The 25,966-nt window shown below is 73.5% G+C and carries 23 protein-coding genes and 3 pseudogenes; 18 read left to right on the top strand and 8 right to left on the bottom strand.

Features of this window, described 5'->3' with window-relative positions; genetic code table 11:
* Nucleotides 1-280: 280 nt before the first annotated feature.
* Nucleotides 281-628 carry a hypothetical protein gene (locus ACFYW7_RS12790; protein WP_389501118.1) on the top strand — a complete coding sequence of 116 codons (348 nt, stop codon included), beginning with the start codon at nt 281-283 and terminating at the stop codon, nt 626-628.
* A 150-nt stretch (nt 629-778) separates the two neighbouring features.
* Complete coding sequence (locus ACFYW7_RS12785; protein WP_389501116.1) at nt 779-1,822, top strand: NAD-dependent epimerase/dehydratase family protein; 1,044 nt, start codon at nt 779-781, stop codon at nt 1,820-1,822.
* A gap of 134 nt (nt 1,823-1,956) precedes the next feature.
* Here ACFYW7_RS12785 and ACFYW7_RS12780 read toward each other — a convergent pair whose 3' ends face one another.
* Both ACFYW7_RS12780 and ACFYW7_RS12775 read right to left on the bottom strand, forming a co-directional pair.
* Nucleotides 1,957-3,051, bottom strand: coding sequence for a sensor histidine kinase (locus ACFYW7_RS12780; RefSeq protein ID WP_389501642.1), 1,095 nt, complete (start codon nt 3,049-3,051; stop codon nt 1,957-1,959).
* 14 nt (nt 3,052-3,065) lie between these two features.
* On the bottom strand, nt 3,066-3,974 hold the full coding sequence (locus tag ACFYW7_RS12775) for a response regulator transcription factor (protein WP_389501114.1): 909 nt from the start codon (nt 3,972-3,974) through the stop codon (nt 3,066-3,068).
* Between the two features lie 103 nt (nt 3,975-4,077).
* Here ACFYW7_RS12775 and ACFYW7_RS12770 point away from each other — a divergent pair.
* From ACFYW7_RS12770 to ACFYW7_RS12760, 3 genes and pseudogenes are all read left to right on the top strand, one after another.
* A pseudogene (locus tag ACFYW7_RS12770) lies at nt 4,078-4,764 on the top strand (glycosyltransferase family 2 protein); the annotation flags it as partial.
* A gap of 254 nt (nt 4,765-5,018) precedes the next feature.
* A pseudogene (locus ACFYW7_RS12765) lies at nt 5,019-5,624 on the top strand (DUF2064 domain-containing protein); the annotation flags it as partial.
* 167 nt (nt 5,625-5,791) lie between these two features.
* Nucleotides 5,792-6,826: a class I SAM-dependent methyltransferase gene (locus tag ACFYW7_RS12760; RefSeq protein WP_389501112.1), complete on the top strand. Its 1,035-nt coding sequence runs from the start codon at nt 5,792-5,794 to the stop codon at nt 6,824-6,826.
* A gap of 514 nt (nt 6,827-7,340) precedes the next feature.
* Here ACFYW7_RS12760 and ACFYW7_RS12755 read toward each other — a convergent pair.
* Nucleotides 7,341-8,702 (bottom strand): molybdopterin-dependent oxidoreductase, encoded by a 1,362-nt coding sequence (locus tag ACFYW7_RS12755; RefSeq protein ID WP_389501110.1) that lies wholly within the window; start codon nt 8,700-8,702, stop codon nt 7,341-7,343.
* Between the two features lie 321 nt (nt 8,703-9,023).
* Here ACFYW7_RS12755 and ACFYW7_RS12750 point away from each other — a divergent pair, with 321 nt between their 5' ends.
* On the top strand, nt 9,024-10,373 hold the full coding sequence (locus ACFYW7_RS12750) for a hypothetical protein (protein WP_389501108.1): 1,350 nt from the start codon (nt 9,024-9,026) through the stop codon (nt 10,371-10,373).
* Between the two features lie 81 nt (nt 10,374-10,454).
* Here the strand turns inward: ACFYW7_RS12750 and ACFYW7_RS12745 are convergent, their stop codons facing one another.
* Nucleotides 10,455-11,270, bottom strand: coding sequence for a hypothetical protein (locus tag ACFYW7_RS12745; protein WP_389501106.1), 816 nt, complete (start codon nt 11,268-11,270; stop codon nt 10,455-10,457).
* A gap of 275 nt (nt 11,271-11,545) precedes the next feature.
* Between ACFYW7_RS12745 and ACFYW7_RS12740 the strand changes: the two genes are divergently transcribed.
* The 5 genes from ACFYW7_RS12740 to ACFYW7_RS12720 all read left to right on the top strand — a co-directional run bounded on the left by ACFYW7_RS12740 (nt 11,546) and on the right by ACFYW7_RS12720 (nt 15,968).
* On the top strand, nt 11,546-13,018 hold the full coding sequence (locus tag ACFYW7_RS12740) for an APC family permease (RefSeq protein ID WP_389501103.1): 1,473 nt from the start codon (nt 11,546-11,548) through the stop codon (nt 13,016-13,018).
* Nucleotides 13,015-13,452: a hypothetical protein gene (locus tag ACFYW7_RS12735; RefSeq protein ID WP_389501101.1), complete on the top strand. Its 438-nt coding sequence runs from the start codon at nt 13,015-13,017 to the stop codon at nt 13,450-13,452. The genes ACFYW7_RS12740 and ACFYW7_RS12735 overlap by 4 nt, the downstream gene beginning before the upstream one ends.
* The gene (locus ACFYW7_RS12730) at nt 13,449-14,813 is read left to right on the top strand and encodes a dipeptidase (protein WP_389501099.1); all 1,365 of its coding nucleotides are present in this window, start codon (nt 13,449-13,451) and stop codon (nt 14,811-14,813) included. The genes ACFYW7_RS12735 and ACFYW7_RS12730 overlap by 4 nt, the downstream gene beginning before the upstream one ends.
* A gap of 58 nt (nt 14,814-14,871) precedes the next feature.
* Nucleotides 14,872-15,462, top strand: a complete 591-nt coding sequence (locus tag ACFYW7_RS12725) for a hypothetical protein (RefSeq protein WP_389501097.1) — start codon at nt 14,872-14,874, stop codon at nt 15,460-15,462.
* Between the two features lie 110 nt (nt 15,463-15,572).
* Nucleotides 15,573-15,968, top strand: a complete 396-nt coding sequence (locus ACFYW7_RS12720; RefSeq protein WP_389501095.1) for a molybdopterin-binding protein — start codon at nt 15,573-15,575, stop codon at nt 15,966-15,968.
* Nucleotides 15,969-16,084: 116 nt separating this feature from the next.
* Here the strand turns inward: ACFYW7_RS12720 and ACFYW7_RS12715 are convergent.
* Nucleotides 16,085-16,560: pseudogene (locus ACFYW7_RS12715) on the bottom strand (hypothetical protein); the annotation flags it as partial.
* 219 nt (nt 16,561-16,779) lie between these two features.
* Between ACFYW7_RS12715 and modA the strand changes: the two are divergent.
* From modA to ACFYW7_RS12690, 5 genes are all read left to right on the top strand, one after another.
* Entirely contained in the window at nt 16,780-17,610 is an 831-nt protein-coding gene (gene modA, locus ACFYW7_RS12710) for a molybdate ABC transporter substrate-binding protein (RefSeq protein WP_389501093.1), read from the top strand.
* Nucleotides 17,611-17,785: 175 nt separating this feature from the next.
* Entirely contained in the window at nt 17,786-18,667 is an 882-nt protein-coding gene (gene modB / locus ACFYW7_RS12705) for a molybdate ABC transporter permease subunit (RefSeq protein ID WP_389501091.1), read from the top strand.
* A 93-nt stretch (nt 18,668-18,760) separates the two neighbouring features.
* On the top strand, nt 18,761-19,843 hold the full coding sequence (locus tag ACFYW7_RS12700) for an ABC transporter ATP-binding protein (protein WP_389501089.1): 1,083 nt from the start codon (nt 18,761-18,763) through the stop codon (nt 19,841-19,843).
* Between the two features lie 203 nt (nt 19,844-20,046).
* Complete coding sequence (locus ACFYW7_RS12695; RefSeq protein ID WP_389501087.1) at nt 20,047-20,505, top strand: cupin domain-containing protein; 459 nt, start codon at nt 20,047-20,049, stop codon at nt 20,503-20,505.
* Nucleotides 20,506-20,687: 182 nt separating this feature from the next.
* Nucleotides 20,688-21,107 (top strand): ATP-binding protein, encoded by a 420-nt coding sequence (locus ACFYW7_RS12690; protein WP_389501085.1) that lies wholly within the window; start codon nt 20,688-20,690, stop codon nt 21,105-21,107.
* A 266-nt stretch (nt 21,108-21,373) separates the two neighbouring features.
* Here ACFYW7_RS12690 and ACFYW7_RS12685 read toward each other — a convergent pair whose 3' ends face one another.
* Nucleotides 21,374-21,577: a cold-shock protein gene (locus ACFYW7_RS12685; RefSeq protein WP_020871138.1), complete on the bottom strand. Its 204-nt coding sequence runs from the start codon at nt 21,575-21,577 to the stop codon at nt 21,374-21,376.
* Nucleotides 21,578-21,858: 281 nt separating this feature from the next.
* Nucleotides 21,859-22,173: a helix-turn-helix domain-containing protein gene (locus ACFYW7_RS12680; RefSeq protein ID WP_389501083.1), complete on the bottom strand. Its 315-nt coding sequence runs from the start codon at nt 22,171-22,173 to the stop codon at nt 21,859-21,861.
* 197 nt (nt 22,174-22,370) lie between these two features.
* On the opposite strand from ACFYW7_RS12680, the gene ACFYW7_RS12675 reads away from it, so the two are divergent.
* Complete coding sequence (locus tag ACFYW7_RS12675) at nt 22,371-23,207, top strand: hypothetical protein (protein WP_389501081.1); 837 nt, start codon at nt 22,371-22,373, stop codon at nt 23,205-23,207.
* A gap of 220 nt (nt 23,208-23,427) precedes the next feature.
* Complete coding sequence (locus ACFYW7_RS12670; RefSeq protein WP_389501079.1) at nt 23,428-25,464, top strand: TerD family protein; 2,037 nt, start codon at nt 23,428-23,430, stop codon at nt 25,462-25,464.
* A 39-nt stretch (nt 25,465-25,503) separates the two neighbouring features.
* Here the strand turns inward: ACFYW7_RS12670 and ACFYW7_RS12665 are convergent, their stop codons facing one another.
* On the bottom strand, nt 25,504-25,725 hold the full coding sequence (locus tag ACFYW7_RS12665) for a hypothetical protein (protein WP_037614735.1): 222 nt from the start codon (nt 25,723-25,725) through the stop codon (nt 25,504-25,506).
* Nucleotides 25,726-25,966: the final 241 nt, after the last annotated feature.

Below are 25,966 nucleotides of genomic sequence, written 5' to 3'. Positions count from 1 at the left end.
GCGGTCGTGCGCGCCCGCGGACGGCGGCGGGGCCGCGTTGACACAGGGGGGCACCCGGCGTTGACTGACAGCCCGGTGTACAGCCCGTGCCTCCGGTGACCGTGACGGCCGTGATCACCGCGGCGAACCCCTTCCGGAACGCCCGGCCGATTATCACCACCCGATCGTCGGCAGTCGGCCGTCGGCAGCCGGTCGTCACCACGCGATCGTCACCGTCCGGTCGTCGCCACTCGCTCGCCTCCGCGCCTGCCCCGTACGACGTACAGGAAGTGGCCTTTCGATGATGTACGACCAGACACGCGCCCAGCAGCCCCCGGACAGGCAGCCCGGTTCCGCCGGGCGTCGTACGCCGGGCCCGGAGCCGCTGCTCGGGCCGGACGAGCGGGCCGCGCTCACCCAGCGGCTCCACCACGCCCTCAACACCTTCGCGCACAGCCCGCGCGAGGCGCTGGAAGAGGCCGAGAGCGCGTTCGACGAGGCCGCGGCCCAGCTCATGAGCGCCCTCACCGAACGGCGGAGCGCCCTCCACGAGGGCTGGCACGGCCAGGATCCCGCCACGGATTCCGACGAGCTCCGGCACGCGCTGCGGCAGTACCGCGAGATCACCCAGCGACTGCTGCGCATGTAGTACGCGCCGCGCCCCCGCCGCCCGGCCCCGGACTGCCCGGCCCCGGACCGGCCGGAACCCGGCCGGTCCCGCCGGACCGGTTCTTACGGTGCCGTGACGTGGGGGCGCGGTGCTGCCGTCTCACGGGCCGGCGGTCCTAGCGTTCCTGTCATGCGTGTACTGGTCACCGGCGGAGCCGGTTTCATCGGAGGTCATGTCGTCACGGCGCTGCGCGCGCGGGGGCATGAGGCGGTCGTGTTCGACCTGCGGGACGGACTCGACGTGCGCGACGCCGAGTCCGTCGCGGACGCGCTGAGGGGCGTGGACGCGGTGTGCCATCAGGCCGCGATGGTGGGCCTCGGCGTCGGGTTCGCCGACGCGGTCGCCTACGTGTCGCGCAACGACCTCGGTACGGCCGTGCTGCTCGCCGCGATGGCGGACGCGCGGATTCGACGGCTGGTGCTGGCCGGTTCGATGGTCGTGTACGGGGAGGGCCGGTACGTGTGCGGGCGGCACGGGGTGGTGCGGCCCGGACCGCGCGCGGTCGCCGACCTGGACGCGGGCCGCTTCGAACCCCGGTGCCCGTCCTGCGGCGAGGAGTTGGCACCCGGCCTGGTGGACGAGGAAGCGCCCGCCGACCCGCGCAACGTGTACGCGACGACCAAACTGGCCCAGGAGCATCTCGCGGCGGCCTGGGCCCGGTCCACGGACGGCACCGCGGTGTCCTTGCGCTACCACAACGTCTACGGCCCCGGCATGCCCCGCGACACCCCGTACGCGGGCGTCGCCTCGTTCTTCCGGTCCGCGCTGGCCCGCGGTGAGGCCCCGCGCGTCTTCGAGGACGGCGGACAGCGGCGGGACTTCGTCCACGTGACGGATGTGGCGGCAGCCAACGTGGCCGCGCTGGAGGCGAGTTCACGGCACGGTGCCCTCGCCGTCTACAACACCGGCAGCGGCGAGCCCCGTACGGTCGGCGAGATGGCGCGGGCGCTGGCGGACGCGTACGGCGGGCCCGGGCCGGTCGTGACCGGGGAGTACCGGCTGGGCGACGTACGGCACATCACCGCGGACTCGGCCCGGCTGCGGGCCGAGCTGGGATGGCGGGCGGAGACCGGATTCGCCGAGGGGATGCGGGAGTTCGCGGCGGCCCCGCTGCGCAGCGAGGGGGACGCGCGGCTACCCGGGAGTCCCTGCGCCCCGCCGGTGCGCGCGTAACGCGTCCGGGAACGGACGGCGGGCGGCCGCCGCCTCCGGGAACGGACGGTGCGCGCGTCCCGGAACGGCCGGTGCGCGCGTGCGCGTCCGGGAGCGGACACCCCGGTCGCCCCGGTCGCTCGGACGGGCGTCCCTCACCCGCTCACCATGGGGAGGGTGACCTCGAACCGGCAGCCGCCGGGGACGTTGTGGACGGCGGCCCGGCCCCGGTGGGCCTCGACGATGCCGCGGACGATGGCGAGGCCGAGGCCCGCTCCGGCGGGCGGGGTACGGGCGTGGGTGCCGCGCCAGCCGGTGTCGAAGACCCGCGCGAGATCCTCCTCGGGGATGCCTCCGCAGCCGTCGGTGACGGACAGGACGACACCCGTGCCCGAGCGTTCGGCGGCGACCGCGACCGTGCCGTCGGCGGGCGTACGGCGGATCGCGTTGACGAGGAGGTTGCCGAGCACGCGGCTCATCTCCTTGCCGTCCACCTCGACCGGCACCTGCTCGATCCGGGCGCCGACCAGACGTACGCCGTGCTCGCGGGCCAACGGGTCCGCGCCCGCGAGGGCGTCGCCGACGAGGTCGTACACGGAGACCCGGGAGGGGGACAGCGCGAGGGCGCCCGCGTGGATCCGGGAGAGTTCGAAGAGGTCGCCGACCATGGCGTTGAGGCGCTCGACCTCCGTACGGATCTGGCGCAGGTAGCGGTCCGGATCCGCCGCCACGCCGTCCTCCAGCGCCTCGGACATCGCCCGCAGGCCGGCGAGCGGGGTGCGCAGGTCGTGCGAGATCCAGGCGACGAGCTCACGGCGCGAGCTCTCCAGGGCGCGTTCACGGTCGCGGGACTCGGCGAGCTTGCGACTGGTGGCCGCCAACTCGCGGCTCAGCGCGGAGAGTTCGGCGGTCGACGGGCCCGTCGGGGCCGCGAAGTCGCCACCGTCGCCGAAGGACCGGGCGGCGAGGGTCAGCGCCCTGCTCCCGGCCACGACCCAGCGGCCCAGCAGGAGCGCGGTGGCCAGGGAGACGACGGCCGCCATGGCGGCGACCGTCGTGACCACGCTGAGGTCGTGCGGGGACAGGAACATCGCCCACGCCACCGCCAGCGTGCCCGCGAGCATCGCGCCGACGGCCACGGCGGCGACGACCGCGACCGAGGCGGTGAGCGAGCGGCGCCGGAGCAGCCGGAGCGCGCCGGCCCCGAGCAGTCCGGCCGCGGCCGCCCCGAGGAAGGCGAACAGGGCCATGACCAGTATGTCGTTCACGCGCGGGCCTCCCCTTCGGTCGCCGGGTGAACCGGTCCGGCAGCCGAACGGGACGGTCCGGCCGCCCGTTCCGCTGCCGCTTCGACCGGCGGTTCGGCCGCCGGTTCGGGCGGCGTCCCGGTGTCGTCGAAGCGGTAGCCCACCCCCCACACCGTCCGGATCAGCCGGGGCCGCGCCGGGTCGTCCTCGACCTTCCCGCGGAGCCGCCGGACATGGACGGTCACCGTGGACAGGTCGCCGAAGTCCCAGCCCCACACCTCGCGCATCAGGTCCTCGCGGGCGTACGCCCGGCCGGGGTGCCGCAGGAAGAAGGCGAGGAGGTCGAACTCGCGCAGGGTGAGGGCGAGATCGGCCCCGTTCTTCGAGGCGCGGCGGGCCGACGGGTCGACGGCGAGACCGGCGGCGTACAGGGGGCGCTCGACGGCCGTCGGCCGGGTCCGGCGTAGGACCGACTCGACGCGCAGGACCAGTTCGCGGGGGCTGAACGGCTTGGTGACGTAGTCGTCGGCCCCGACCTCCAGGCCGAGGATCCGGTCGTCCTCGTCGCCCCGCGCGGTGAGCATGATGACCGGCACCGGCCCCTGGGCGCGCAGCCGGCGGCACACCTCCAGACCGTCCATGCCCGGCAGCATCAGGTCGAGGACCACCAGGCCGGGCCGGTGCGCGGCGGCCCGGGCGAGCGCGGCGGGACCGTCCGCCGCGCGGTCGACGAGGTAACCGGCGCGGTCGAGATACCCGGAGACGACCTCGGCGACGGTCGGGTCGTCGTCCACGACGAGGACCCGGGTGCGCTCGGCGCGAGGCGGCGCGGCGGTCCTCGCGAGCGGGCTCGCGGCCGGTCCCGGGACTCCGCTCCCGCCCGGAGCGGGTCCGGCACCACCTGGGGATTCGTGCGGCTGATCCATGGGGCCAGCGTCCCACCCGGTCCCCTCCGGTGCGGCGGACCGGGGCGGACGTCCGAGTTTCGTAAGGACATGAAGTCCGGTATATCCCTTTCGCGTTCGTAAGGTGAAGCCCGTGACGACCTTTCCCGTCCCGGACCCGGACGTCGACGTGGTCCTGCCCTGCCTGAACGAGGCCGGCGCCCTGCCCTGGGTGCTCTCCCGGATCCCGCCCGGCTGGCGCGCGCTGGTCGTGGACAACGGTTCCACCGACGGCTCCGCGGAGCTGGCCCGCGGGCTCGGCGCGACCGTGGTGCGCGAGGAGCGCCGCGGGTTCGGCGCCGCCTGCCACGCCGGGCTGACCGCCGCGACCGCGGACTTCGTCTGCTTCTGCGACTGCGACGGTTCCCTCGACCCGGCCCTGCTCATGCCGTTCGTCGACGAGGTCCGGGCGGGCGGGGCCGACCTCGTGCTCGGGCGGCGCCGGCCGAGCGGACGCGGCGCCTGGCCCGCGCACGCTCGCGTCGGCAACCTCGCGCTGGCCCGGATGCTCCGGCGCCGGACCGGCCTGCGCCTGCACGACCTCGGCCCGCTGCGCGCGGCCCGCCGCGAGGCGCTGCTCGGCCTCGGGCTCACCGACCGGCGCAGCGGATATCCGCTCCAGATGGTGGTCCGCGCCGCCGACGAGGGCTGGCGGGTCGTCGAGCACGACGTGCCGTATCTGCCGCGTACCGGCGTCTCCAAGGTCACCGGCACCTGGCTCGGCACCTGGCAGGCGGTACGGGACATGCGCCGCGTCCTGGCCGAACCACCCGCGCCCACCGGCACCGACCCCCACGACCGGCCTCCCGCCCAGACCCCGAACCGAACCTCGACCCGGACCCGGACCTCCACCCAAGCCCCGCACCCGACCCCGGCCCAGGACCCGTCCGGAACCTCCACCCAGACCCCGGACCGGCCCCCGGCCCAGGACCCGGGTCCGCGCCCGGAACCGACACCGCCCTCACCCCCGACGCAGACACCGCCCCCGACACCGGCCCTCGCGCCGACCCGCGAAGGAATCGCCCCATGAGCGTCACCCTCCTCGTCATCGCCAAGGAACCGCGGCCCGGGCGCGTGAAGACCCGGCTCACCCCGCCGTTCACTCCCCGGGAAGCGGCTTCGCTCGCCGAGGCGGCCCTGGTGGACACGCTGCGGACGGTGGCGGCGACACCCGCGCGGCGCCGGGTCCTCGTCCTCGACGGGGCGCCCGGCCCCTGGCTCCCGGCCGGTTTCGACGTCGTACGGCAATGCCCCGGCACGCTGGACGAGCGGCTCGCCGCGGCGTTCGCGGGCTGCGACGGGCCCGCGCTGCTCATCGGCATGGACACACCCCAGGTGACCCCCGCCCTCCTGACAGTGGACTTCGCGGACTGCGACGCGTACTTCGGGCCCGCCGAGGACGGCGGTTTCTGGGCGCTGGGGCTCGCCGAACCCGACCCGGAACTCCTGCGCGGGGTACCGATGTCGACGCCCACGACCGGTGCCGCGCAACGAGGGCGCCTGGCCAGGGCGGGGCTGCGGATACGGGAGCTGCCCCGGCTGCGGGACGTCGACACGGCCGTGGACGCCGAGGCGGTCGCGGCGATGGCGCCCGGGGGACGCTTCGCCGCGGAGCTGGCCCGGCTCGGAGCACCGGCGGGAGCGGCGGGGCCGTCGCCCGGTCGGGCCGCAGGGCCGGTGCCGGGTCCGGCGGCCCGGCAGACCTCGGGATTCGTCGCCGGGCTCGAAGCCGTTCGCGCCTCCCGGCGCCCCGCCGCACCCGGCACCGGCCCGGTCGCGGGGCACCTGGGCGGCGGGCGATGAGGGGCACCCGCGGGACGGCGCCCCGGGAAACGGCCGGTGCACGGGATTCCGTGCCCGCCGGGGCGACCGGGGCGGTGAGCGGGGCGGGGGCGGGCACCGGGGCCGGGAGTGCGGCGGTGGCGCCGTTCGGGCGGGGCGCGCGCTCCTGGTCCGCCGATCCCTACGCGGACGCGCTGGGCGCCGGCCGGGGGCCGTTGTTCCTGCGGCGGACGGACGGCTGGCTGCTCCCGCTGGAGGTGGAGCGCTGGTGCGCCCGCGCCGACGCGGTGGACCTGCGGGTGCTGGCGCGCTGCGAGGGCGCCGTGCTCGACGTGGGGTGCGGGCCGGGACGGCTGGTGGCGGAACTCGCCGCGCGCGGACGGCCCGCGCTCGGCATCGACGTCAGCGAGGCCGCGGTCGCCCGCACCGTGCGGCTCGGCGGGCAGGCGCTGCACCGGTCGGTCTTCGAGCCGCTCCCCGGCGAGGGCCGCTGGGGCACCGCCCTCCTCGTCGACGGCAACATCGGCATCGGCGGCGACCCGGCCGCCCTGCTGCGCCGCACGGCCCAACTCCTCGCCCCCGGCGGCCTGCTGATCGCGGAGACCGTGGCGGGCGCGGACGTCGACGAACGCGTCGACGTCCGCATCGTCCGGGCCGCGCACCCCGACGACCCCGGCGTGCCGGAACCCGGAGCCGAGGCCGCAACCAGAGGGGACGCCGAGGGAGAGAGCGGGGGAGGGGAAAGGGGGGCAGGGAGCGCGGGCGAGGACGGGCGCGGGGACCGGGAGCCGGCCGCCGACCGGGCCGCCTTCCCGTGGGCCCGGCTCGGCACCCCGGCCCTGCTCCGGTACGCGGCGCGTGCCGGATGGCGCCCGGAAGCTCAGTGGGCGGCGGGCGGCCGTTCCTTCGTGGCCCTGCGCAACGGGCCGGAGCGGGACGCCCGCGGCGACCGCAGGACGAGCACCAGCGCGGACCCGGCGAACAGCGCCGCCGTGATCAGCAGCCAGCGGGCCAGGAAGTCGTCGCCCGGCAACCCGGTGGCCGACCGGTAGCGGTCGGCCACCTGCCCGCTGATCAGCGGGAACCACACCAGGAGCAGCAGACCGGAGAGGGCCGCCGGAACCCGGACGTACATCGTCCGGTCCCGGTGTCCGACCGCGTCCAGCGCCACCGCCACGGCCCGGTCCGCACCGGCGTACAGCGGCACCAGCACCAGATCGTGCAGCACCGCCGCGCCGACGAACCAGAGCGCCACCCCGAACCAGTCGTCCGTCAGCAGCCGCACCGCCGCGTAGGCGGCTACCGCGAACGAGCAAGCCAGCAGCAGGAGTTGGAAGGGGCTGCCGATCAGGTCCCGGCCGGAGCGCCGACGCGTCGCCGACCGCCGCAGATCGGCCGGACCCTCGCCGGCCCGCCCTCGCGTCCCGGCCGGCTCTCGCCCGCCGGACCGCCCCGGCGTCTCAGCCTGCTCCGGCCCGTCGGACCGCCCTCGCCCATCAGGCCGCCCTCGCCCGCCGGACCGCTCTCGCTCGTCGGACCGCCGTCGCATCCCGCGTGGTCGTCGCATCACAGATCTCCGAACGTCATCCGGGCCACCCACTTGGTGTTCAGCACGCCGGGCGCGGCCGGGACGATGACCCGCGCCGGGTAGCCGTGGTCGGGGGTCAGCGGCTCGCCGTTGACGAACAGGGCGAGCAGGGAACGCGGATCGCGCACCTGGTTGTCGCGCAGGGCGGCCACCCGGAACGCCCCGTGCCGCTGCAACGACTCGACGAGCACAGCGGGGGCGGCGTCCTCCTCGTACCCGACGAGCCCCGCCAGGTCCCGCAGCCGCACCCCTCGCCACCACTGGTCGGACGTCGACCAGCCCTCGACGCAGGCGATGGGCAACGCGGCGCTGTACAGCGGGAGTCCCCGGAGTTCGGTGCGGCTCAGCCGGACCGTGCGCCCCTTGCCCGTGACGGCCAGGCGCCAGGCCTCCTCGCTCGTCTCCGCCGCGGTGACACCACGGGACGCGGCCGTCTTGTTGATCTGGAACCCGGCGGGCCCGGAACCCGGTTCGGCGCCGCCGTGCGAGGTCAGCAGCGCCGTCTCGCGCAGCGGTCCGTCGAAACTCCGGCCCGCGCTGGTGGCGACCAGGAGCAGCGATCCGCCTCCCACGAATCCGAGCGCCCCGCGCCGCGAGACGGTGGGCGGCAGCGGGTCGGGGGACACCAACCCGTCCTCGGGACAAGGAGGTTCCCCGGAACCGGGCGGCGCGCCCGTCCCGCCCTCCGGGGGACCGGCCTCCCCCCGCGGACCATCGGCCCGCCCCTGCTGCGCGCCCGGGCCCCCGCTCACGCCCGGATCCCCGCTCGGGCCCGCCCCGCGGACCTGGCGCAGGTTGCGCAGGGCCGTCGGCACCCGCAGCGCCGCGTGCGTCACGAACGCCGCGATGAACACCCAGGCTCCGTAGAAGTGCAGCGTGTAGAAGGAGCCGGGGAAGAGGTAGTCGAGCTGGATGTTGAGCACCCCGGTGGTGAACTCGAAGAGGGCGCCCCCGACCAGCAGCAGCAACGAGAGCCGCTCCAGGGCGTGCGCGAGCGAGCGGGCCGGCGGCAGCGCGAACAGTTTCGGCACGACCGACCACAGCTTCGCGAGCAGGACGGGGATCAGCGCGAGGCCGAGCGTGACGTGGACACCTTGGGTGAGCCGGTACAGCCAGGGCGGATCGGTCGGCCAGGAGAACAGGTAGAAGCCGAGGAGACCCTTGTCGGGGGTCTTGTCGTTCACCGGCGAGAGGTTCGGGTTGTAGGCGGCGTACGACAGCAGCCCGGTCACGAACAGCGCCGTGATCCCGACGAGCAGCACCACGCCGAGCACGGAGGTGAACCAGGGGCCGCGCAGCGGGCTGCGCCAGAAGGCGGGTGTGAAGGGAGACCGTGGCATGCCCCCGACCGTAGGCCGGGGGCACTCTCCGAACGGGTTCTCAAACCATGACGAAACTCTGACGTCCACCTCAGTGGCGGCACCCGCCGGAACACCCCGGCCTAACGTGCGGGTGTGAACCGCGACCTCCCCCGCGATCTGCCTCGCGACCACCCCGGCTCCACCCCCCGGCCTCCGGCCCCGGCCCCTGCCCCGGCCCCGGCCCCGGCCTCGCCTCCTCCCCCTCTTCCTCCCGCCTCCGCTGCTGCTCCTGCCGCTGCCGCCTCCGCCAGTCCTGCACCTGACCCTGCACCTGCACCTGCACCTGACCTCTCCCGCTCGGTGTCGGCCGACCGCCCCCGGGACATCCGCCGCGACCTGGTCGCGGCCCTGGCCGCCGCGCTGCTCGTCCTGACGGCGGTGGTCGTCGGCTACCTCGTCGAGCACCGCTACGGCACCCTGTTCGTCAGCGCCGCGCCGCTGTACGGGCGCTGGGGCCCGCACGCCGGTCCCGGTACGGCGGCCGCGATCACCGTGGCGGTCGCCGTGGTGGCCTACGGGCCGCTCGTCGCCGCCCGGCTGCCCTGGCGATGGCTGCTGTTCGCGGGGTGGGGCACGGCGGCGTCGTGGACGTTCTCCCTGGCGCTGGTCGACGGCTGGGAGCGGGGCGTGGCCCGGCGTCTCACGACGCGGTACGAATACCTCCAGGTCATCTCCCCGGTCGACCGCTTCCACGACATTCCCGCGGCCCTGCGGGACTTCACCCACCACATCCTGATCCACTCCCCCGACCACTGGCCCGCGCACATCGCCGGTCATCCGCCGGCGGCCACCCTCACCTTCGTCCTCCTCGACCGGATCGGTCTGGGCGGCGGTGCCTGGGCGGGCGTCTGGTGCGTCACCGTCGGGGCGACGGCGTCGGTGGCGGTGCTCGTCACCGTGCGCGCGCTGGCCGGGGAGAGCCTCGCCCGACGCGCCGCGCCCTTCCTCGTCCTCGCCCCGGCGGCCGTCTGGATGGGCACGTCCGCGGACGGCTACTTCGCGGCCGTCGCGGCCTGGGCCGTCGCGCTGCTCGCCCTCGCGGTCACGGGGCGCCGGCCGCGCACGACGGGCCTCGCCTCCGGCCTCCTCCTCGGTCTCACCGCGTATCTCTCGTACGGGCTGACCCTGATCTCCGTGATCGCCGGCGTGGTCCTGCTGCTCGGCTCCCGCCCCAAGCTCCGCCCCCTCCCCCACGTGCTGGCCGGACTCACCGTCGTGCCGCTGGTGTTCACCCTCCTCGGCTTCAACTGGTGGGAGGCGTACCGCCTGTTGGTCACCCGCTACTACGAAGGAGCGGGAGGCGTCCGGCCGTACGCCTACTGGGTGTGGGCGAATCTCGCCTGCACCGTGCTCATCGTGGGACCGGCGACCGTGGCGGGGCTGCGCCGGGCGGGCGGCGCGGCCGTGCGGGTGAGGACGCTCGTGCAGCCGCCGGCTCCCCGGCTGGCCCTGCTCGTCACCGGCGCCCTGCTCGCGCTGCTCGTCGCCGACCTCTCCGGCATGAGCAAGGCGGAGACCGAGCGGATCTGGCTGCCGTTCGCGATGTGGCTGCTCCCGGCGGCGGCGTTCCTCCCCCGGCCCCGCGCCTGGCTCGCCGCCCAGGCCGGCCTGGCCCTGCTCCTCAACCACCTCGTGCTGACGGGCTGGTGAGGGCGGACCACACCGAGCACACGGACGGCCCCCCGCTCCGGTGGAGCGGGGGGCCGTCGACGCCGGGGTGCCCGGGTCAGGTCACTTCACGTCGACGAAGTCGAGTGCCGAGGTGGCCGTGCCCGTCGTGGACGAGCCGCCGTAGCTCCAGCGCCAGTACCCGTCGCTGTTCGCCGTGGCCGTGGTCTTCAGCGCTCCGGTGGAGCTGGACGTCACCGTCTTCACGGTGGAGTACGTGGAGCCGCCCTTGGGACGGAACTGGAGCTTCACCGACGCCCCGGCGTGGCCGACGTAACGGTGCTTCACCCAGTCCGCCCGCGTGAGGCTGCCCGTGACCGTGAGCGTCCTGCCCTTGGACACCGGCTCCGGGGAGGCGTTCACGGTGGCCTTCGCCCAGCGCCTGACCGGGACACCGCCGGATGCCGTCCTGTACTCCTCGGCCTTCAGCGCCCCGCTGGACTTGAACAGGCGCAGCGCCAGACCGATCTTCCAGCTCGTGGCGTCACCGTTCGAGTCGAGGTCGTAGCGCGGGTCGACGGTGAGCTCGCCGACGCAGTGCGCCTTCTGCGCACTGTCCTCGTAACACGTGTAACCGCCCATGTAGAGGCCACCGTCGTCGGCGCCCGCGGCCGCGGTGGTGCCGTGGTAGAGGTAGGGCTCGGCCTCCCAGTCGAACGGATCGGCCGTCGTGTAGCCGGACGGCAGCGTGACGTTGAAGGTGACCGAGGGGGTCTTCTCGTCGGACGTGCCGACCACGATCGGCAGGCCCTTGTTGACGACCACGTTCGACACGGTGATGCCGGTGCTCGCGGCCTGCGCCTGCGGGGCCGTGAGGACGGAGAGCGCCACCGCCCCCGCGATGGCCGCCGCCGCACCGGTTCGTCTGCCAGGGTTCATGCGCACCTCTTCGTCAGCCGTCCACCAGGGAGAACCGCCGCGGAACGCACGTGCGTTCGGACGGCGGGTGGAAGGACGCTATCAAGTACATGATCATGGCCGCGCAGGGACTCCGGGCACGGAAGACCCCGCCCCGCCCGCGGGGCGCACGGCGGGCGGGAGCCGGATCCCGGGCCGGGAGCCCCTCACTCGAACGGATCACCCACCGCGCACCCCCGTTCACCCGGCCGGAGGCTTGGCCCATCTCTTTCGACCCATGAACAGGGAGGGGTCCGATGAGCTCGATGGACATGCCGGCGGACGCACCACGGGAGACCGCGCGGGCCACCACACGCGCCGCGGTCCCCTCGGCGCCCCGGCTCACCTGGCTGACGCTGGCGCTGATGACGACGGCGTCGGTGGCGAGCCTGCGGGCCGCTCCCACCATGGCCGTCTACGGACTGGCCTGCGTGTTCCTCTACCTGGTGCCGGCGATCGTGTTCCTGCTGCCCACCGCCCTGGTCTCCGCGGAACTGGCGTCCGGCTGGAACGGCGGCGTCTACAACTGGGTGAGCCAGGGACTGTCCAAGCCCCTCGGTTTCCTCGCGGTGTGGTGCCAGTTCGCGATGACGATCTTCTACTACCCGAGCCTGCTGGCCTTCGTGGCGAGCACCATCGCGTACATCATCGACCCGGCCCTCGCCTCCAGCGGCCTCTACACCGCGATCGTGATCATGGTTCTGTACTGGACCGGCGTGTGGGTCTCCTCCCGGGGCACCAAGGCGCTGGCGGGACTGTCCAGCTGGGGTCTGGTCATCGGCACCCTCGTCCCCGGCACGATCCTCGTCGTGCTCGGCATGGTCTTCCTGGCCCAGGGCAACCCCTCGGCCGCGCCCATGACGGCCAGCCATCTGCTGCCGCAGTGGACGGGCCTGGCCAGCCTCGTGCTGATCGTCAACAACTTCCTCTCGTACTCCGGCATGGAGATGAACGCCGTCCACGTGTCGTCGCTGAAGAACCCGGGGAAGGAATACCCGAAGTCGATGTTCCTGGCGACGGGCCTGGTGCTGTTGATCTTCATCCTGCCCGCGCTGGCCATCAGCTGGGTGGTGCCCGCCGACCAGACCAGCCTCACCGCCGGAGTCATGCAGGCGTTCGAGGCGTTCTTCGGGTACTTCCACATCGGCTGGATGACCCCGATCGCGGCGGTCATGCTGATCTCCGCGTCGCTCGCCGGCATGCTGACCTGGCTCGCCGGACCGTCCAAGGGCCTGCTGGAGATCTCCCGCAGCGAGGGGTACCTGCCGCCGTACCTCCAGCGGTTGAACCGCTTCGGCGTCCAGCAGAACATCCTGGTGACCCAGGGCGTCGTGACCACGGTGATCGCCCTGGGCTACGCGTTCATCCCGAACGTGTCCAACGTCTACTGGGTCTTCTCGACGATCACCACGCAGGTGTACCTCATCGTCTACCTGCTGATGTTCGTCGCGGCGATCCGGCTGCGGAAGCTCCAGCCCGACCATCCGCGCGGCTACCGCGCCCCCGCCCTCCGCCTGATCTGCGTCGTCGGTTTCCTGGCCTCCTCGGCGGCCATGATCATCGGCTTCGTGCCGCCCTCGCAGTTCGGCGGCGGCAGTGTGGTCGTGTACGTCTGCATCATCGGCGCCGGTCTCGGCATCCTCGGCCTGCTGATCCCGTGGGCCTTCCTGAAGTTCAGGAAGCCGAGCTGGCAGACGGAGGCCGCGCGCGAGGAGGAGGCGACGTCATGAGCCCCACCCGGTTCGCATCCGAGCACAGGTGGATCTACTACGGCGCGATCCTCCTCCTGCTCGCGCTCGTCGTGATCGGACTCGTGCGCTACACGAGCATCTCGAGGAACAACGAGGCCGCGACGAAGGCCAACCAACTCGCCGACGCCGCCGAGGAGGCCGGCTTCCGCCGCCCCAACACCGCCGTGATCGAAAGCGCCCTGGGCACCGACGGCGGCGTGGTCTGCGAGAACCCCGCCAGCGCCCTCAAGTCGGCCCTCTGGAAGATCAACGTGTCCAACGGGGCGGCGTTCGTGGGCCAGCGGCCCGTCATCGGAGACGGCCGGACGCTCCGCGCGGAGGCCGCGATCCTGGAGATCTACTGCCCGGAGAAGCTGGACGACTTCAAGGGCAGGATCGACGACCTGAAGCTCGACGACACGGTGAGGCGGTGACCGTGTCCGAACTCGCCGAGAAGGTCGCCGGCCTGATGGGGCGCGCCAAGGCGGACCTGGCCGAGCTGGTCGCCATCCCGTCCGTCGCGGACCCGCGCCAGTACCCGCCCGAGGAGTGTCACCGGGCCGCGCAATGGGTGGCCGACGCCTTCACCGCGGCGGGGCTGCACGACGTGCACCTCGCCGAGACGCCCGACGGGAGCCACGCCGTCATCGGCCACCGCCCGCCGCCGCCCGGCGCCCCCACCGTACTGCTGTACTGCCACTACGACGTGCAGCCGCCGCTCGACGACGACGCCTGGACCACCCCGCCCTTCACCCTCACCGAACGCGACGGCCGCTGGTACGGGCGCGGCACCGCGGACTGCAAGGGCAACATCGTGATGCACCTGACCGCCCTGCGGGCGCTCGGCGACGACATCCCGGTCGGCCTGAAGTTCGTCGCCGAGGGATCGGAGGAGCAGGGCACGGGCGGTCTGGAGAGCTACGTGGCCCAGCACCCGGAGCAGTTCCTCGCCGACGCGCTGCTGGTGTGCGACACCGGCAACGCCGAGGTCGGCACGGGCACCGCCACCGTCACGCTGCGCGGCCTCGCCAATGTCGTCGTCACCGTCGAGACGCTCACGGGCGAGGTGCACTCCGGCATGTTCGGCGGCCCCGCCCCCGACGCCCTCGCCGCGCTGATCCAGATGCTCGCCGGCCTGCGCGACCCGGACACCGGCGCCACCCACGTCGACGGCCTGGACTGCGAGGGCCGTTGGGAGGGCGCCGGCTACGACGAGGAGCGGTTCCGCGCGGACGCCGGAGTGCTGGACGGCGTCCGGCTCACCGGCACCGGCACGGTCGCCGACCGGCTGTGGGCCCGGCCCGCCGTCACCGTGCTCGGCGTCGACTGCCCCCCGGTGGTCGGCTCCGCCGCCGCCGTACCGCCCACCGCACGGGCCCGGGTGAGCCTGCGCGTCCCGCCCGGCACAAACCCGGGGGCGGCCCGCGCGGCCCTCACCCGGCACCTCACCGAGTCCGCCCCTTGGGGAGCGCGGGTCACCGTCGAGGACGAGAGCGGCGGCGCGCCCTTCCGCGCGGCCACCGACGGCCCCGCCTACGGCGCGCTGGGCCGCGCCATGGAGGAGGTCTACGGCAAGCCCATGGCCTTCCTCGGCCAGGGCGGCTCCATCCCGCTGTGCAACGTCCTCGCCGAGACCTACCCCCGCGCCGAGATCATCCTCATGGGCGTGGAGGAACCCCGCTGCCTCATCCACGCCCCCAACGAGAGCGTCGATCCGACCGAGATCGAGCACATGGCCCACGTCGAGGCGCTCTTCCTCCGCGCCTACGCGGCCGCCGGGAGCCGCGGCCGCTGAACGTATCCGCCGGGCCGCGCGTCGCCGTACCGTACGGACGGCGGACGGGGAGGGCTCGATGAGCAGGCGAAGCAGGATCAGGAGGACGGCCGGGGCCGTGGCGGCGAGTGCCGCGGCCCTCGTGGCGGTCCAGGGGTCGAGCGCCGGCGCGGCGGACGAGGACGGCCGGGCCGCGAAGCGCACGACCGTGTGCGCCGGCACCCGGCCGGCGGACGGCCCGGCCGATCCGGGACTTCCGACGTCCCGGGTACCGGGCTACGCCGACAAGTGGGGCGAGACGCGCTACCGGAGCGTCTACACCGGTCTGACGATCGACGAGGAAACGAGGACCGTGGACGTGTACCGCATTCCCTCCGCGGCGTTCGACGCGGACATCTGCGCCCAGGCGGAGAAGGGCGTACGGGTGCGGTTCCACGACACCGACGTCACGCATCACCGGCTGATGGCCCTGGTCGACCGGGTCGGCGACGACATGGGCCGCTGGGACGGCACGTTCGACCTGCGCGAGGTGGGCCCGGACCCCAGGGGCTTCGTGTTCTTCGGAGTCGACGACCCGGCGACGGCCGATCTCGTCCTCAAGAAGGACCTCGGGAAGTTCTGGGCGAAGCACATCAGGGTGGAGTACGCGGCGCAGGCGTCGCTCCTCTGATCCGGGCCGGTACCGGCCCGCGCCGCGCGCACTTCGCCCTGCTCACCACGGCCGCCGCCGCGCCGGGTCCGGCTTGCGGGTGCCGGGGCGGGCTGCCTATGGTCGCGCGTATGCAGTCGTACACCATCGGCCAGGCCGCCCGGCTCCTCGGGGTGAGCCCCGACACCGCCCGGCGCTGGGCCGATGCCGGGCGGGTGGCCACGCACCGGGACGAGGGCGGGCGGCGGCTCATCGACGGACGCGATCTCGCCGCGTTCTCCGTGGAGTTGGCCGGAGCCGGCGGCGAGGAGGGCATCACCTCCTCCACGTCCGTCCGCAACGCCTTCCCCGGCATCGTCACCGCCGTCAAACTCGGCGACGTCGCGGCCCAGGTGGAGATCCAGGCCGGACCGCACCGGCTGGTCTCCCTGCTGACCCGGGAGGCCGTCGAGGAACTGGGCCTGGAGGTCGGCGTGGAGGCCACGGCCAGGGTCAAGTCCACCAACGTGCACATCGACCGCGCCTGAGCGGCGGCGGCCGGGCCCGAAGGACAGTCGCCGGGAACCCGGGCCCCCGCCCGACGGACGCCCGCGCCAGACCTGCCGGGCGGGGACGGACAGGGCCGGCCAGGACCCGGGTACGGCCAGGACGGGTAACGGCCGTCCACACGGATGGCGTTGACGCCGCTGATGTGCCGGGCCCCGCACCGGTCCCGCGGAAGGACCGGCCGCGGTCCCGCCCTGTCCGGCGGAGTGCCGTCGATGCCGACCGCGAGCAGCACCGGGGCGTCCGCGAAGCCGGGGTCGATCTCGGCCCAGGTGAGCAGCGCGTGATGACCGTCCGCGCTCGCCCCCCGATCAGGAAACGCAGCCGGTCCATGCGGCGGACCGGATCGAAGGCGGGCCCGGAGTCCAGCAGGACGTCGTGCAGCAGCGCTCCCTCGAACTCGTGCCGCTGTACGGCGTCGGCGGCGCACTCGGAGGTGGCCTGGACCCGGTGCCGGGGCCGGCCGGACAGGTCGGGCACGGTCAGCCGGGCCGGCCGGGCGAGGTCACCGGTCAGGACGAGCTCCGCGAGCGGCGGAGCCGGTGGCGTCGGCCGGGACAGGGACTGGCCCACTGGGCGGCACCTCCCGGAACACCGTCACCCGGCCGACGACCCCGTATAAACGCACATGCGCACGCCTGAGGCCCACATCCACAGCTCATGCGATGCAACAGGGGACTTTCGGGCCGCACATGCGGAAGTATGATCGGCGTCAGCAGGAGGAGAGCTCACGTCTGAAGAGCACGACGGAACTTCAGCGAGCACCAGAGTTTTTTAGGGAGTGGACCCGTGATGACCCGATCCGCGCGCCGGACCCGCCGGACCCTGCAGGTGGCCGGTGCCGCCGCGCTGCTGGCCCTCAGCGCCTGCTCCTCCTCCGACGACGCCTCCGACTCCTCGGCCACGTCGAAGTCGTCGGGCTCCGCGTCCTCTTCGAAGCTCTCCGGCACGGTGACCGTCTTCGCCGCCGCCTCCCTCAAGGAGAGCTTCACGACCCTCGGCAAGGACTTCGAGAAGGCGCACCCGGGCACGAAGGTCACCTTCAACTTCGCCGGCAGCGACGCCCTCGCGGCGAGCATCACGAGCGGCGCCCCGGCCGACGTCTTCGCCTCCGCCAGCCCGAAGACCATGGCGATCGTGACGGACGCGAAGGACAACGCCGCCGAGCCGGCCACCTTCGTCCGCAACCAGTTGGAGATCGCCACCCTGCCCGGCAACCCGGACAAGGTCGACTCCCTGAAGGACCTCACCGACCCCGACCTGAAGGTCGTCCTGTGCGACAAGACGGTGCCATGCGGTGCCGCCGCCCAGAAGTCGCTGGACGCGAGCGACCTGAAGCTCACCCCGGTCTCCTACGAGGAGGACGTCAAGAGCGCCCTGACCAAGGTGGTGCTCAAGGAGGCGGACGCGGCGGTCGTGTACAAGACCGACGTGAAGGCCGCGGGGGACAAAGTGGAGGGCGTGGAGTTCCCCGAGTCGGCCGACGCCATCAACGACTACCCGATCGCCCTGCTCAAGGACTCGCACAACGCCGACGCGGCCAAGGCGTTCATCGAGCTGGTGCGGTCCCCCGAGGGCCGGCAGGTGCTGACCGGGGCCGGATTCCTCCAGCCCACCTCCTGACCCGGCTCCCGCCGTCCGGCGCCGGCGTCGGCCCTCCCGGTTCCCGGTGGCCCGCGCCACCCCCGGCGGGCACCTCGCGCCGCACGCCTCGTCCCGCGTACCGCGTGTCGGCCGTACGGTGGAACCGCACCGAAGCCGATGCCCCGAACCCGCCTCCCGAAGCCATGAGTGATCGATGACCGCGCTCGACAAGTCCGACTCCCCGGCCGACACCCTGACGGGTGGGCCGCGGCGCGGGCTCGGCCGGTGGCGCGGCGGGGCGGGCGGCCGGGTGCGGCGCGGGGCACCGCTTCCCCTCCTGCTGCCGGCCCTCGTCGGGCTCGTCTTCCTGCTCCTGCCCCTGGTCGCACTGCTCGTCCGGGCGCCCTGGCGCAGCCTTCCGGAACAGCTGGGCAAGCCCGAGGTCTGGCAGGCCCTGCGGCTGTCCCTGTTCTCGGCCACGACGGCCACCGCGGTGTGCCTCGTGCTCGGTGTGCCGCTCGCCTGGCTGCTGGCGCGTACCGACTTCCCCGGCCGCGGACTCGTGCGGGCGCTGGTCACACTGCCGCTCGTCCTGCCTCCGGTGGTGGGCGGTGTGGCGCTGCTGCTGGCCCTCGGCCGCAACGGCGTCGCCGGGAAGCTGCTCGACTCGTGGTTCGGGATCACGCTGCCCTTCACCACGGCCGGAGTGGTCGTGGCCGAGGCCTTCGTCGCGATGCCCTTCCTGGTGATCAGCGTGGAGGGCACCCTGCGGGCGGCCGACCCGCGCTACGAGGAGGCCGCCATGACCCTCGGCGCCTCCCGCTTCACCGCGTTCCGCCGGGTCACCCTGCCCCTCATCGCACCGGGCATCGCCGCCGGTTCCGTGCTGGCCTGGGCTCGCGCGCTCGGCGAGTTCGGCGCGACGATCACCTTCGCGGGCAACTTCCCGGGCCGCACCCAGACCATGCCGCTGGCCGTCTACCTGGCCCTGCAGAGCGACCCCGACGCCGCGATCGCCCTGAGCCTCGTCCTGCTCGCGGTGTCGATCGCGGTCCTCGCCGGGCTGCGGGACCGCTGGATGAAGGCGGCGTCATGACGAACTCCCCCACGAGGGCGAACACGACGACGGCCGGCCGGCCGCGGACGGGCACCACGACCGACGACCGCACGAGGGTGAGGTGATCGCGTCGTGACGGACACGCCCCGGGCGGCCACCGCCCCGGCGCCGGACGAGGGCCTCGACGCCCGCCTCGTCGTCCGGCGCGGCTCGTTCCACCTCGACGTCGAGCTCGCCGCCGCCCCCGGTGACGTCGTCGCGCTGCTCGGTCCGAACGGCGCCGGCAAGACCACCGCGCTGCGCGCGCTCGCCGGACTCACCCCGTTGTCGGAGGGCGGCCGACTGCGGCTGGACGGCGCCTCCCTGGACCGCACACCGCCCGAGTCCCGCCCGATCGGCGTGGTCTTCCAGGACTACCTGCTCTTCCCCCACCTGACCGCGCTCGACAACGTCGCGTTCGGGCCGCGCTGTCAGGGCGCGTCCAGGGCGGAGGCCCGGAAGCGGGCCGCCGCGTGGCTGGAGCGCATGGGCCTCGCCGAGCACGCCGGGGCCAGACCGCGCCGGCTGTCCGGCGGACAGGCACAGCGGGTCGCCGTCGCCCGCGCCCTCGCCACCCGTCCCCGGCTGCTGCTGCTCGACGAACCCCTCGCCGCGCTGGACGCCCGCACCCGGCTCGACGTGCGCGCCCAACTCCGGCGCCATCTGGCCGACTTCGAGGCGGTCGCCGTCCTCGTGACACACGACCCGCTGGACGCGATGGTGCTGGCCGACCGGCTCGTGGTCGTCGAGCACGGCCGGGTCGTCCAGGAGGGCGGCCCGTCGGACATCGCCCGCCGGCCGCGCACCGACTACATCGCCCGGCTGGTCGGCCTCAACCTCTACCGGGGCGAGGCCGAGGGCCACACCGTACGGCTGGAGGCGGGCCCGGCGATCACCACGACCGAACTCCTCGACGGCCCCGCGTTCGTGGCGTTCCCGCCGAGCGCCGTGACGCTGCACCGCGACCGCCCCACCGGCTCCAGCGCCCGCAACCTGTGGCAGTGCCGGGTGGACGGCCTGGAGACCCACGGCGACCAGATCCGCGCGGGTCTCACCGGCGAACTGCCGCTCGCCGCCGACCTGACGACCGTCGCGGCGGCGGAACTCGACCTGCGTCCGGGCGCGGTCGTCTGGGCGACGGTGAAGGCGGCCCAGACACACGCCTATCCGGCGTAGAGAAGGCGTTCGGCGCTACCCGCGGCACGCCGGCGGACCACCGCGACCCCCGTTCCGATATCGGCCACCCGTACTTCCGTGCGGGAAATCGGACCGGTCGGCTCTCCGCACGGGGACGCCGTGGACCGGAGCCCTTTCAAGCATTCGCGCGTGTCCACCGGGAGTTGGTTGAGTCACCGCCGACCGCGTGATAGAGGCAATGGGTGACCTCTCCTGATACCGGGATTCCGGAACTGGCCGCCGCCCTGAACATGCAACCCCACCCGGAGGGCGGCTGGTTCGTCGAGACCTGGACCGCGCCACAGGCCTTCCGCCCCGACGGCTACCCCGGCCCCCGCGCCGCCGCCTCCGCCATCTACTTCTTCCTCGCCCCCGGTGACACCTCCGCCTGGCACACCGTCCGCTCCGACGAACTCTGGCTGTGGCATCGCGGCGGCCCCCTCGACGTCCTGCTGGGCGGTGACGGAAACACGCCCCAGTCCACCCCGAAGGTCGTCCGTCTGGGCCCTCGCGTCGAGGCCGGAGAACGCCCCCAGGCGCTGGTCCCCGGCGGTGTCTGGCAGGCCGCCCGCCCGGCCGGCGACCAGGAGGTTCTGGTCAGCTGCGTCGTGGCGCCGGGCTTCGACTACGACGACTTCCACCTGCTGGACCCGGGGCGCTGAACCGGTCCGCGCGGACCCCGTGGCGGCTTTGTGACGTAGGTCGTTGGTTGCGGATCCTCCGGGAGGGGCATCACCCGAGGGCAGGACCGACCGCGCACCGTGACGCGCGGGGTCCCGGCCGACGGGGACGGAGCCGACGGCCGGGTACTGATCGTCCTGGAGGGGGAAGAGAGGTGTCAGTCATGCGTGCGCACCAGCGCACCGTCCGGCCGACCGCCCGCGTGGAGTACACACTGCCGCGTACGGCCGTCTCGGCGGGCAGGGCCCGCAAGCTGACGACGGCGTTCCTCACCCGGCCACGGCCCCGGCTGGCTTCGCCGACCGCCGACCAGGTGGACGACGCCACGCTGATCGCCTCCGAACTGGTGGCCAACGCCGTACGGCACGGCCGCAGCGGTTGCAGGCTGCGTCTGCAACTGGGGCACGGGCACGTGACGGTCGAGGTCCGCGACGACAGCCCCGGACGGCCGCTGGTCGGCGTCCTGGACACGGAGTCGGAGAGCGGCCGGGGTCTGGCGATGGTCCAGGAGCTCGCCCACAGCCTCGAGGTCGTCAGCACGAGTCTCGGCGGCAAGACCGTCCGCGCCGTCCTGGCGGTGTGACGGACCCACGTCATCGGCGGGGCGGCGCTCGGACGGCGGCCGCCGTCGGTGTCGCCGTCGACAGGGATGACCCGTCGCTCGATTCGGCGCGTCGCGTGCGGCGCGACGTGACACGACGCGGTCCAACGTCTACGTCGAGTTTGGTGCCGGCCAAAGCGGGTATGGCGCGCCGAAGAAATGTTCATCGGCATTTCAATGACCGCAAAAAGACGGGTGGCCGGGGTCAGCACCGTACGGTGCTGACCCCGGCCACCCGGTGTCCCGGACTAGGCGGGGACGATGTTCTCCGCCTGCGGGCCCTTCTGGCCCTGCGTGACGTCGAAGGTCACCTTCTGGCCTTCCTGGAGCTCACGGAAGCCAGAGGTGGCGATGTTCGAGTAGTGAGCGAAGACGTCGGCGCCGCCGCCATCCTGCTCGATGAAGCCGAAGCCCTTTTCCGCGTTGAACCACTTCACGGTGCCAGTAGCCATGTCAAATCTCCTTCGGGGCAAAGCTCGAAGGCCCACACTGTGTGGACCTGCGTCGCCGCAATGATTGCCCCACCCGGAATGCACCGGAAAAACTCTGGGAACCACAACTGCAACTGAAATCGACAGTAGCACGATACGAGCCCCGAAGGGGGCGCACTATCTCACCTCGGCGTGGGGAATAACAAAACCTCGCGGGCCCGGGTATCAAATTCTGTATCGGCCGAAGCAGATATCCCGGACGGGCGCGGAAGCCGTCCCGGCGGGCCCCCGGCCGGCCCGGCTCAGGCGTCCTGCGACGCGGACCCGCGCAGTTCGGCGTTGATCCGCAGGGCCTCGTCGAGACAGTCCTCCAGCGTGACGATGCGGCAGGCGGCCTCCACGGGCGTGCCCTGGCCGACGAGGTCCCGGGCGCGGGCCGCGACCCGCAGCTGGTTGCGCGAGTAACGGCGGTGGCCGCCCTCGGAGCGCAGCGGCGTGATCAGCCCCGCCTCCCCGAGGGCCCGCAGGAACGCGGGGGTGGCGCCGATCAGCTCGGCGGCGCGGCCCATCGTGTAGGCGGGGTACTCGTCGTCGTCGAACCGGTCGGCTGGGCTCATGGTGCTTCCCTGGGGCGCGTGCATCACCTTCCACTTTGGCAGATCCCGGTCCGGAACCGGCCGGGAGCACCCTCGCCGGGTGACCGCGTCCGGGTGCCGCGGTCACCCGGACGGCCCGGTGCGCTGGTGGGAGGCCCTGGCCGGTGGTGGCGTTGCAGGACACGCCGCTACCTCGGGACCGCCTCGGAGGCCTTCGCATGAACCGTCCGTCCTGTCTCCTCGCATCCGCCCTGACCGCGGGGATGCTCCTCTCGACGGCTGCCTGCGCGGGCGGCGACGGCTCCGGCTCCGGCTCCGGGCGGACGGACGCCTCCGCGTCCCCCGTCTCCGCCTCTCCCGTCGCCGAGGAGCCCCGCGCCGCGTCGTCCTCCCCCTCCTCCGTCCGCACGCTCACCGAGGCCGAGGCGCACGCGGCGCTGATCACCAACTCCGACCTGGGTTCGCAGTGGACCGAGTCGAAGGGCGCGGCGGCCTGGCGGGACGCGCTGCTGAAGAGCACGGTCGACCCCGCGGACTTCATCACCGACAAGGCGAACGCCACCCAGTGCCAGAAGCTGCTGGACGGCCTGTACAGCGAGGACCTGCTGGGCGATCCGCGGGGCGCGAGTGCCGTCACCGGCTTCGACGACAGCGACAACGACGCCCAGCTGCGCTACGAGGTCGGCGCCTACGGGCAGAAGGCGCTGGACGCCCAGCTGAAGTGGCTGAAGACGCTGCCGGACACGTGCGACCAGTTCACGGCCGTCACCGGCAAGGGCGACCGGCAGACGGTCCAGGTCATCTCCACGGACCTGCCCGACGCGGGGGACGCCCGTCAGGGGCTCCGGGTGACGATGACCGGTGAGCTGGAGGGCGACCCCGAGACCCTGACGCTCGACTTCGCCGCCGCGCGGGTCGGCGACAGCGCCCTGTCCCTCACCAACGGCGGCCTCGACGGCACCGAGCACGACTCCACCAGGCAGGCGGTCGAGGCGGGCGCCAAGCGCCTTCAGGACGTACTGGCGGGGAAGTCGCCCGCTCCGACCCAGGGCTGAGCACCGGGCCCGGACGGGTCGCGGCCGCTCCCGGCGCACGGCAGCGGCGGCCCGTCCGGGTCCGGGAGCAAGGGGGACGAACCACCGCCGGTGGTACCGGGCAGGGATATATGGTTCCCCCAGATGCGCCGAGAGTGTCGGGCGCGTCACACACAGCAAGGAAAACGGGCCGCTGCGGGACGCTCGCACGGCTGTGCATCCGGGGGGCCTCGTGCACGAGATGATCAAAGGTGCCAACGTCGGTCTGTCGTCGTTGAGCACGGACGTCGGTCCGGTGATGGTGAGCCTGGGCTGGAGCAGCCCGACGGGAGAGGGCGACGCGGACGTCTCCGTCCTGTTGCTGACCCGCCACGGGAAGGTCCGCGGCGACACGGACTTCTACTTCTACAACAACCCCGTCGCCCCGGACGGGAGCGTGCAGCTCCTGGGCAAGACTCCCACCGCCGAGGGCGACGAGGACCGCATCACCTTCGACCTGACCGCCGTTCCCGCGGAGATCGAACGGATCGTCGTGGCGGCCAGCCGTTACCGGTCCGCCCGCTTCTCCGAGCTCGACGACCTGCGGCTGACCCTCGCGGACACCTCGGGCGACGGCATGCTGCGCTACCGCGTCGGGGACGCCGGGGCGGTCGGGGCCCTGCTGTTCGGCGAGTTCTACCGGCGGGCCGGCGAGTGGCGGTTCCGCGCGATCGGACAGGGCTACGCCTCCGGTCTCGCCGGTCTGGCCACCGATTTCGGCGTCGACATCGACGACTCGGCGGAGGCCGAACCGGAGGAACCGGCCGAGACTCCGGCGCCGGGTACGGCCGAGGACCCGGCCGGGGGCCGGATCGAGCCGGCGGCGGGGTCGCCGGGCATGGCGCCCGTCGCGAAGCCGCTGGTCACCGAGGCTCCCGCGGCCGTCCCGGCCCAGCCCGCCGCACGCCCCAGCACGGCCAGGAAGAAGGTCACGCTGCCCAAGGTGGCCAGGAAGTCCCTCGCCGAGAACGACGGCTGGCGCACGGCCCGGCTCTTCCCCGCCTCGGCGCTGAAGAGCGACCGCGAACGGGAGACCCGGGCGACCTCCGTCCTGCTGTCGGTGATGGCCCAGGTTCCGGAGTTCGGCCGCCGGCTGACCGCGGGCTTCGGCGCCCCGGCCGGGCGCATGGAGACGTTCACCGAGGTCACGCTGCCCAACGGGAACGCGCCCCGGCGCCCGGACGGCGTCATCCGCGTCGAGCGGGCGGGCAAACTGTGGACCGCGCTCGTGGAGACCAAGACGAACGGCAACCCCCTCAAGCAGGACCAGGTGCAGGCCTACGCCGACATCGCCGCCCGCCGCGGTTACGAGGCCGTCATCACCCTGTCCAACGACGTCGAGCTGGAGGGCAGCCGGATCGTCCAGGTCAAGACGGACGGCCGGCGCAAGAACAAGGTGGCGCTACGGCACCTGTCCTGGGCCGAGGTGGCCCACCAGGCGCAGATGCTGATCCGCCACGAGGGCGTGGCGCACGCCTCGCACGCCTGGCTGCTCCAGGAGCTCCTGCACTACCTCCAGCACGAGAACTCCGGATGCCACGGATTCCAGAACATGGGCCCGGCCTGGGTGCCCGTGCGCAACGGGATCGACGACGAGACCCTGTGCCAGGGCGACGCCCGGGCCGTGGACGTCGTGGAGAGCTGGGAGCGGCTCGTGCGGCAGGTGTGCCTGCGGCTGGGCGGCGAACTGGGTGAGAAGGTGCTGCCCGTCCAGCGGGCCCGACGCGGCACGGATCCCCGGGACCGGCGTACCGCCCTCGCGGACCGGCTGTGCCTGGACGGCAGGCTGGAGGCGGAGCTGCGCATCGAGGGCACGCCCGGTGTCCTCGCGCTCTGCGCGGACCTGCGCACGGGCAAGCTGCGGACGTCCATCGAGATCCCGGTGCCCGAGCAGGGCCAGCCGCTCACCTGGGCCAAGCGCCTGGTGCGGCAGCTCGACGAGGCGCCGGCCGATCTGCACGTGGAGACCCTCGTCGACGGCGAGACGGGCGGGCCGCGCGGCACACTGGAGCGCTTGCGCCCCGAACCGGCGGACATCCTGCCCAGGAACGGCGCCCGGATCACCGGCTTCCGGCTGTCCCTCTTCCGGGGTATGGGCAACACCCGGGGCAACGCCGAATCAGGCTTCATCCGCAGCGTCGACGACTCCGTCGACCGTTTCCACACTCAGGTGGTGGCCGGGCTGGCCCGCCGCGCACCGCGGCCCCGGCAACCTGTGGTGGGGGCTGCCGCGGGCTGAGGTGGCGGGCCGGGATGCTGGTGCTTCAGTGCGTGCGCGTCAGAGCCGGTCCATCCGGGTGTAGGGGCTCAGGACGCGGACCTGGCGGGCGCCGAAGTCGACGAGCATCGCGATGCCCTCTTCGACGCCGACGATCGTGCCCAGGCCGTACTGGTCGTGGGAGACGCGGTCTCCGAGGCTGAATTCCTTGGCCACGGGGACGACGGGCGCGGCGAAGGGGCTGGTGGGCAGGTGGCGCCGGGGCGCGGAGGATTTACTCATCGTGTTGCCAGTATGAGCCCTATTCCGGCGGGCGGTAGGGCTTGATGGTCTCGATCCCGCTCCGACTCGGCCACCCGGACCGCTCCGCGGCTCGGCGGGCCGGGACCCCGGCCGGGGTCCCGGCCCGGTCGGCCTCGCGTTCTCTGAGGTCAGCCGTCGCGATGGCCGTCCCTCCATCGTCCGGGCTCGCAAAAACGTCCACCGGGCGGGCATGTCGTGGACCGGACAGATCGTTTCGACG

Origin of the sequence: Streptomyces sp. NPDC002580 (genome assembly GCF_042889485.1) — a bacterium.
Classification (GTDB): domain Bacteria; phylum Actinomycetota; class Actinomycetes; order Streptomycetales; family Streptomycetaceae; genus Streptomyces.
Note: the sequence above shows the minus strand (reverse complement) of the source record. Positions and strands in the feature narration are given on the sequence as shown.

What these genes read in the sequence shown, in the direction of transcription:
- ACFYW7_RS12675 (WP_389501081.1), top strand. Translation starts at nt 22,371, where the DNA reads ATGAACCGTCCGTCCTGTCTCCTCGCATCCGCCCTGACCGCGGGGATG.
- ACFYW7_RS12755 (WP_389501110.1), bottom strand. Translation starts at nt 8,702, where the DNA reads ATGCCACGGTCTCCCTTCACACCCGCCTTCTGGCGCAGCCCGCTGCGC.
- ACFYW7_RS12735 (WP_389501101.1), top strand. Translation starts at nt 13,015, where the DNA reads ATGAGCCCCACCCGGTTCGCATCCGAGCACAGGTGGATCTACTACGGC.
- ACFYW7_RS12740 (WP_389501103.1), top strand. Translation starts at nt 11,546, where the DNA reads ATGAGCTCGATGGACATGCCGGCGGACGCACCACGGGAGACCGCGCGG.
- ACFYW7_RS12790 (WP_389501118.1), top strand. Translation starts at nt 281, where the DNA reads ATGATGTACGACCAGACACGCGCCCAGCAGCCCCCGGACAGGCAGCCC.
- ACFYW7_RS12720 (WP_389501095.1), top strand. Translation starts at nt 15,573, where the DNA reads ATGCAGTCGTACACCATCGGCCAGGCCGCCCGGCTCCTCGGGGTGAGC.
- ACFYW7_RS12725 (WP_389501097.1), top strand. Translation starts at nt 14,872, where the DNA reads ATGAGCAGGCGAAGCAGGATCAGGAGGACGGCCGGGGCCGTGGCGGCG.
- ACFYW7_RS12760 (WP_389501112.1), top strand. Translation starts at nt 5,792, where the DNA reads ATGAGGGGCACCCGCGGGACGGCGCCCCGGGAAACGGCCGGTGCACGG.
- ACFYW7_RS12685 (WP_020871138.1), bottom strand. Translation starts at nt 21,577, where the DNA reads ATGGCTACTGGCACCGTGAAGTGGTTCAACGCGGAAAAGGGCTTCGGC.
- ACFYW7_RS12690 (WP_389501085.1), top strand. Translation starts at nt 20,688, where the DNA reads ATGCGTGCGCACCAGCGCACCGTCCGGCCGACCGCCCGCGTGGAGTAC.
- ACFYW7_RS12665 (WP_037614735.1), bottom strand. Translation starts at nt 25,725, where the DNA reads ATGAGTAAATCCTCCGCGCCCCGGCGCCACCTGCCCACCAGCCCCTTC.
- modA (WP_389501093.1), top strand. Translation starts at nt 16,780, where the DNA reads ATGACCCGATCCGCGCGCCGGACCCGCCGGACCCTGCAGGTGGCCGGT.
- ACFYW7_RS12780 (WP_389501642.1), bottom strand. Translation starts at nt 3,051, where the DNA reads ATGGCCCTGTTCGCCTTCCTCGGGGCGGCCGCGGCCGGACTGCTCGGG.
- ACFYW7_RS12680 (WP_389501083.1), bottom strand. Translation starts at nt 22,173, where the DNA reads ATGAGCCCAGCCGACCGGTTCGACGACGACGAGTACCCCGCCTACACG.
- ACFYW7_RS12785 (WP_389501116.1), top strand. Translation starts at nt 779, where the DNA reads ATGCGTGTACTGGTCACCGGCGGAGCCGGTTTCATCGGAGGTCATGTC.
- ACFYW7_RS12775 (WP_389501114.1), bottom strand. Translation starts at nt 3,974, where the DNA reads ATGGATCAGCCGCACGAATCCCCAGGTGGTGCCGGACCCGCTCCGGGC.
- ACFYW7_RS12745 (WP_389501106.1), bottom strand. Translation starts at nt 11,270, where the DNA reads ATGAACCCTGGCAGACGAACCGGTGCGGCGGCGGCCATCGCGGGGGCG.
- modB (WP_389501091.1), top strand. Translation starts at nt 17,786, where the DNA reads ATGACCGCGCTCGACAAGTCCGACTCCCCGGCCGACACCCTGACGGGT.
- ACFYW7_RS12670 (WP_389501079.1), top strand. Translation starts at nt 23,428, where the DNA reads ATGATCAAAGGTGCCAACGTCGGTCTGTCGTCGTTGAGCACGGACGTC.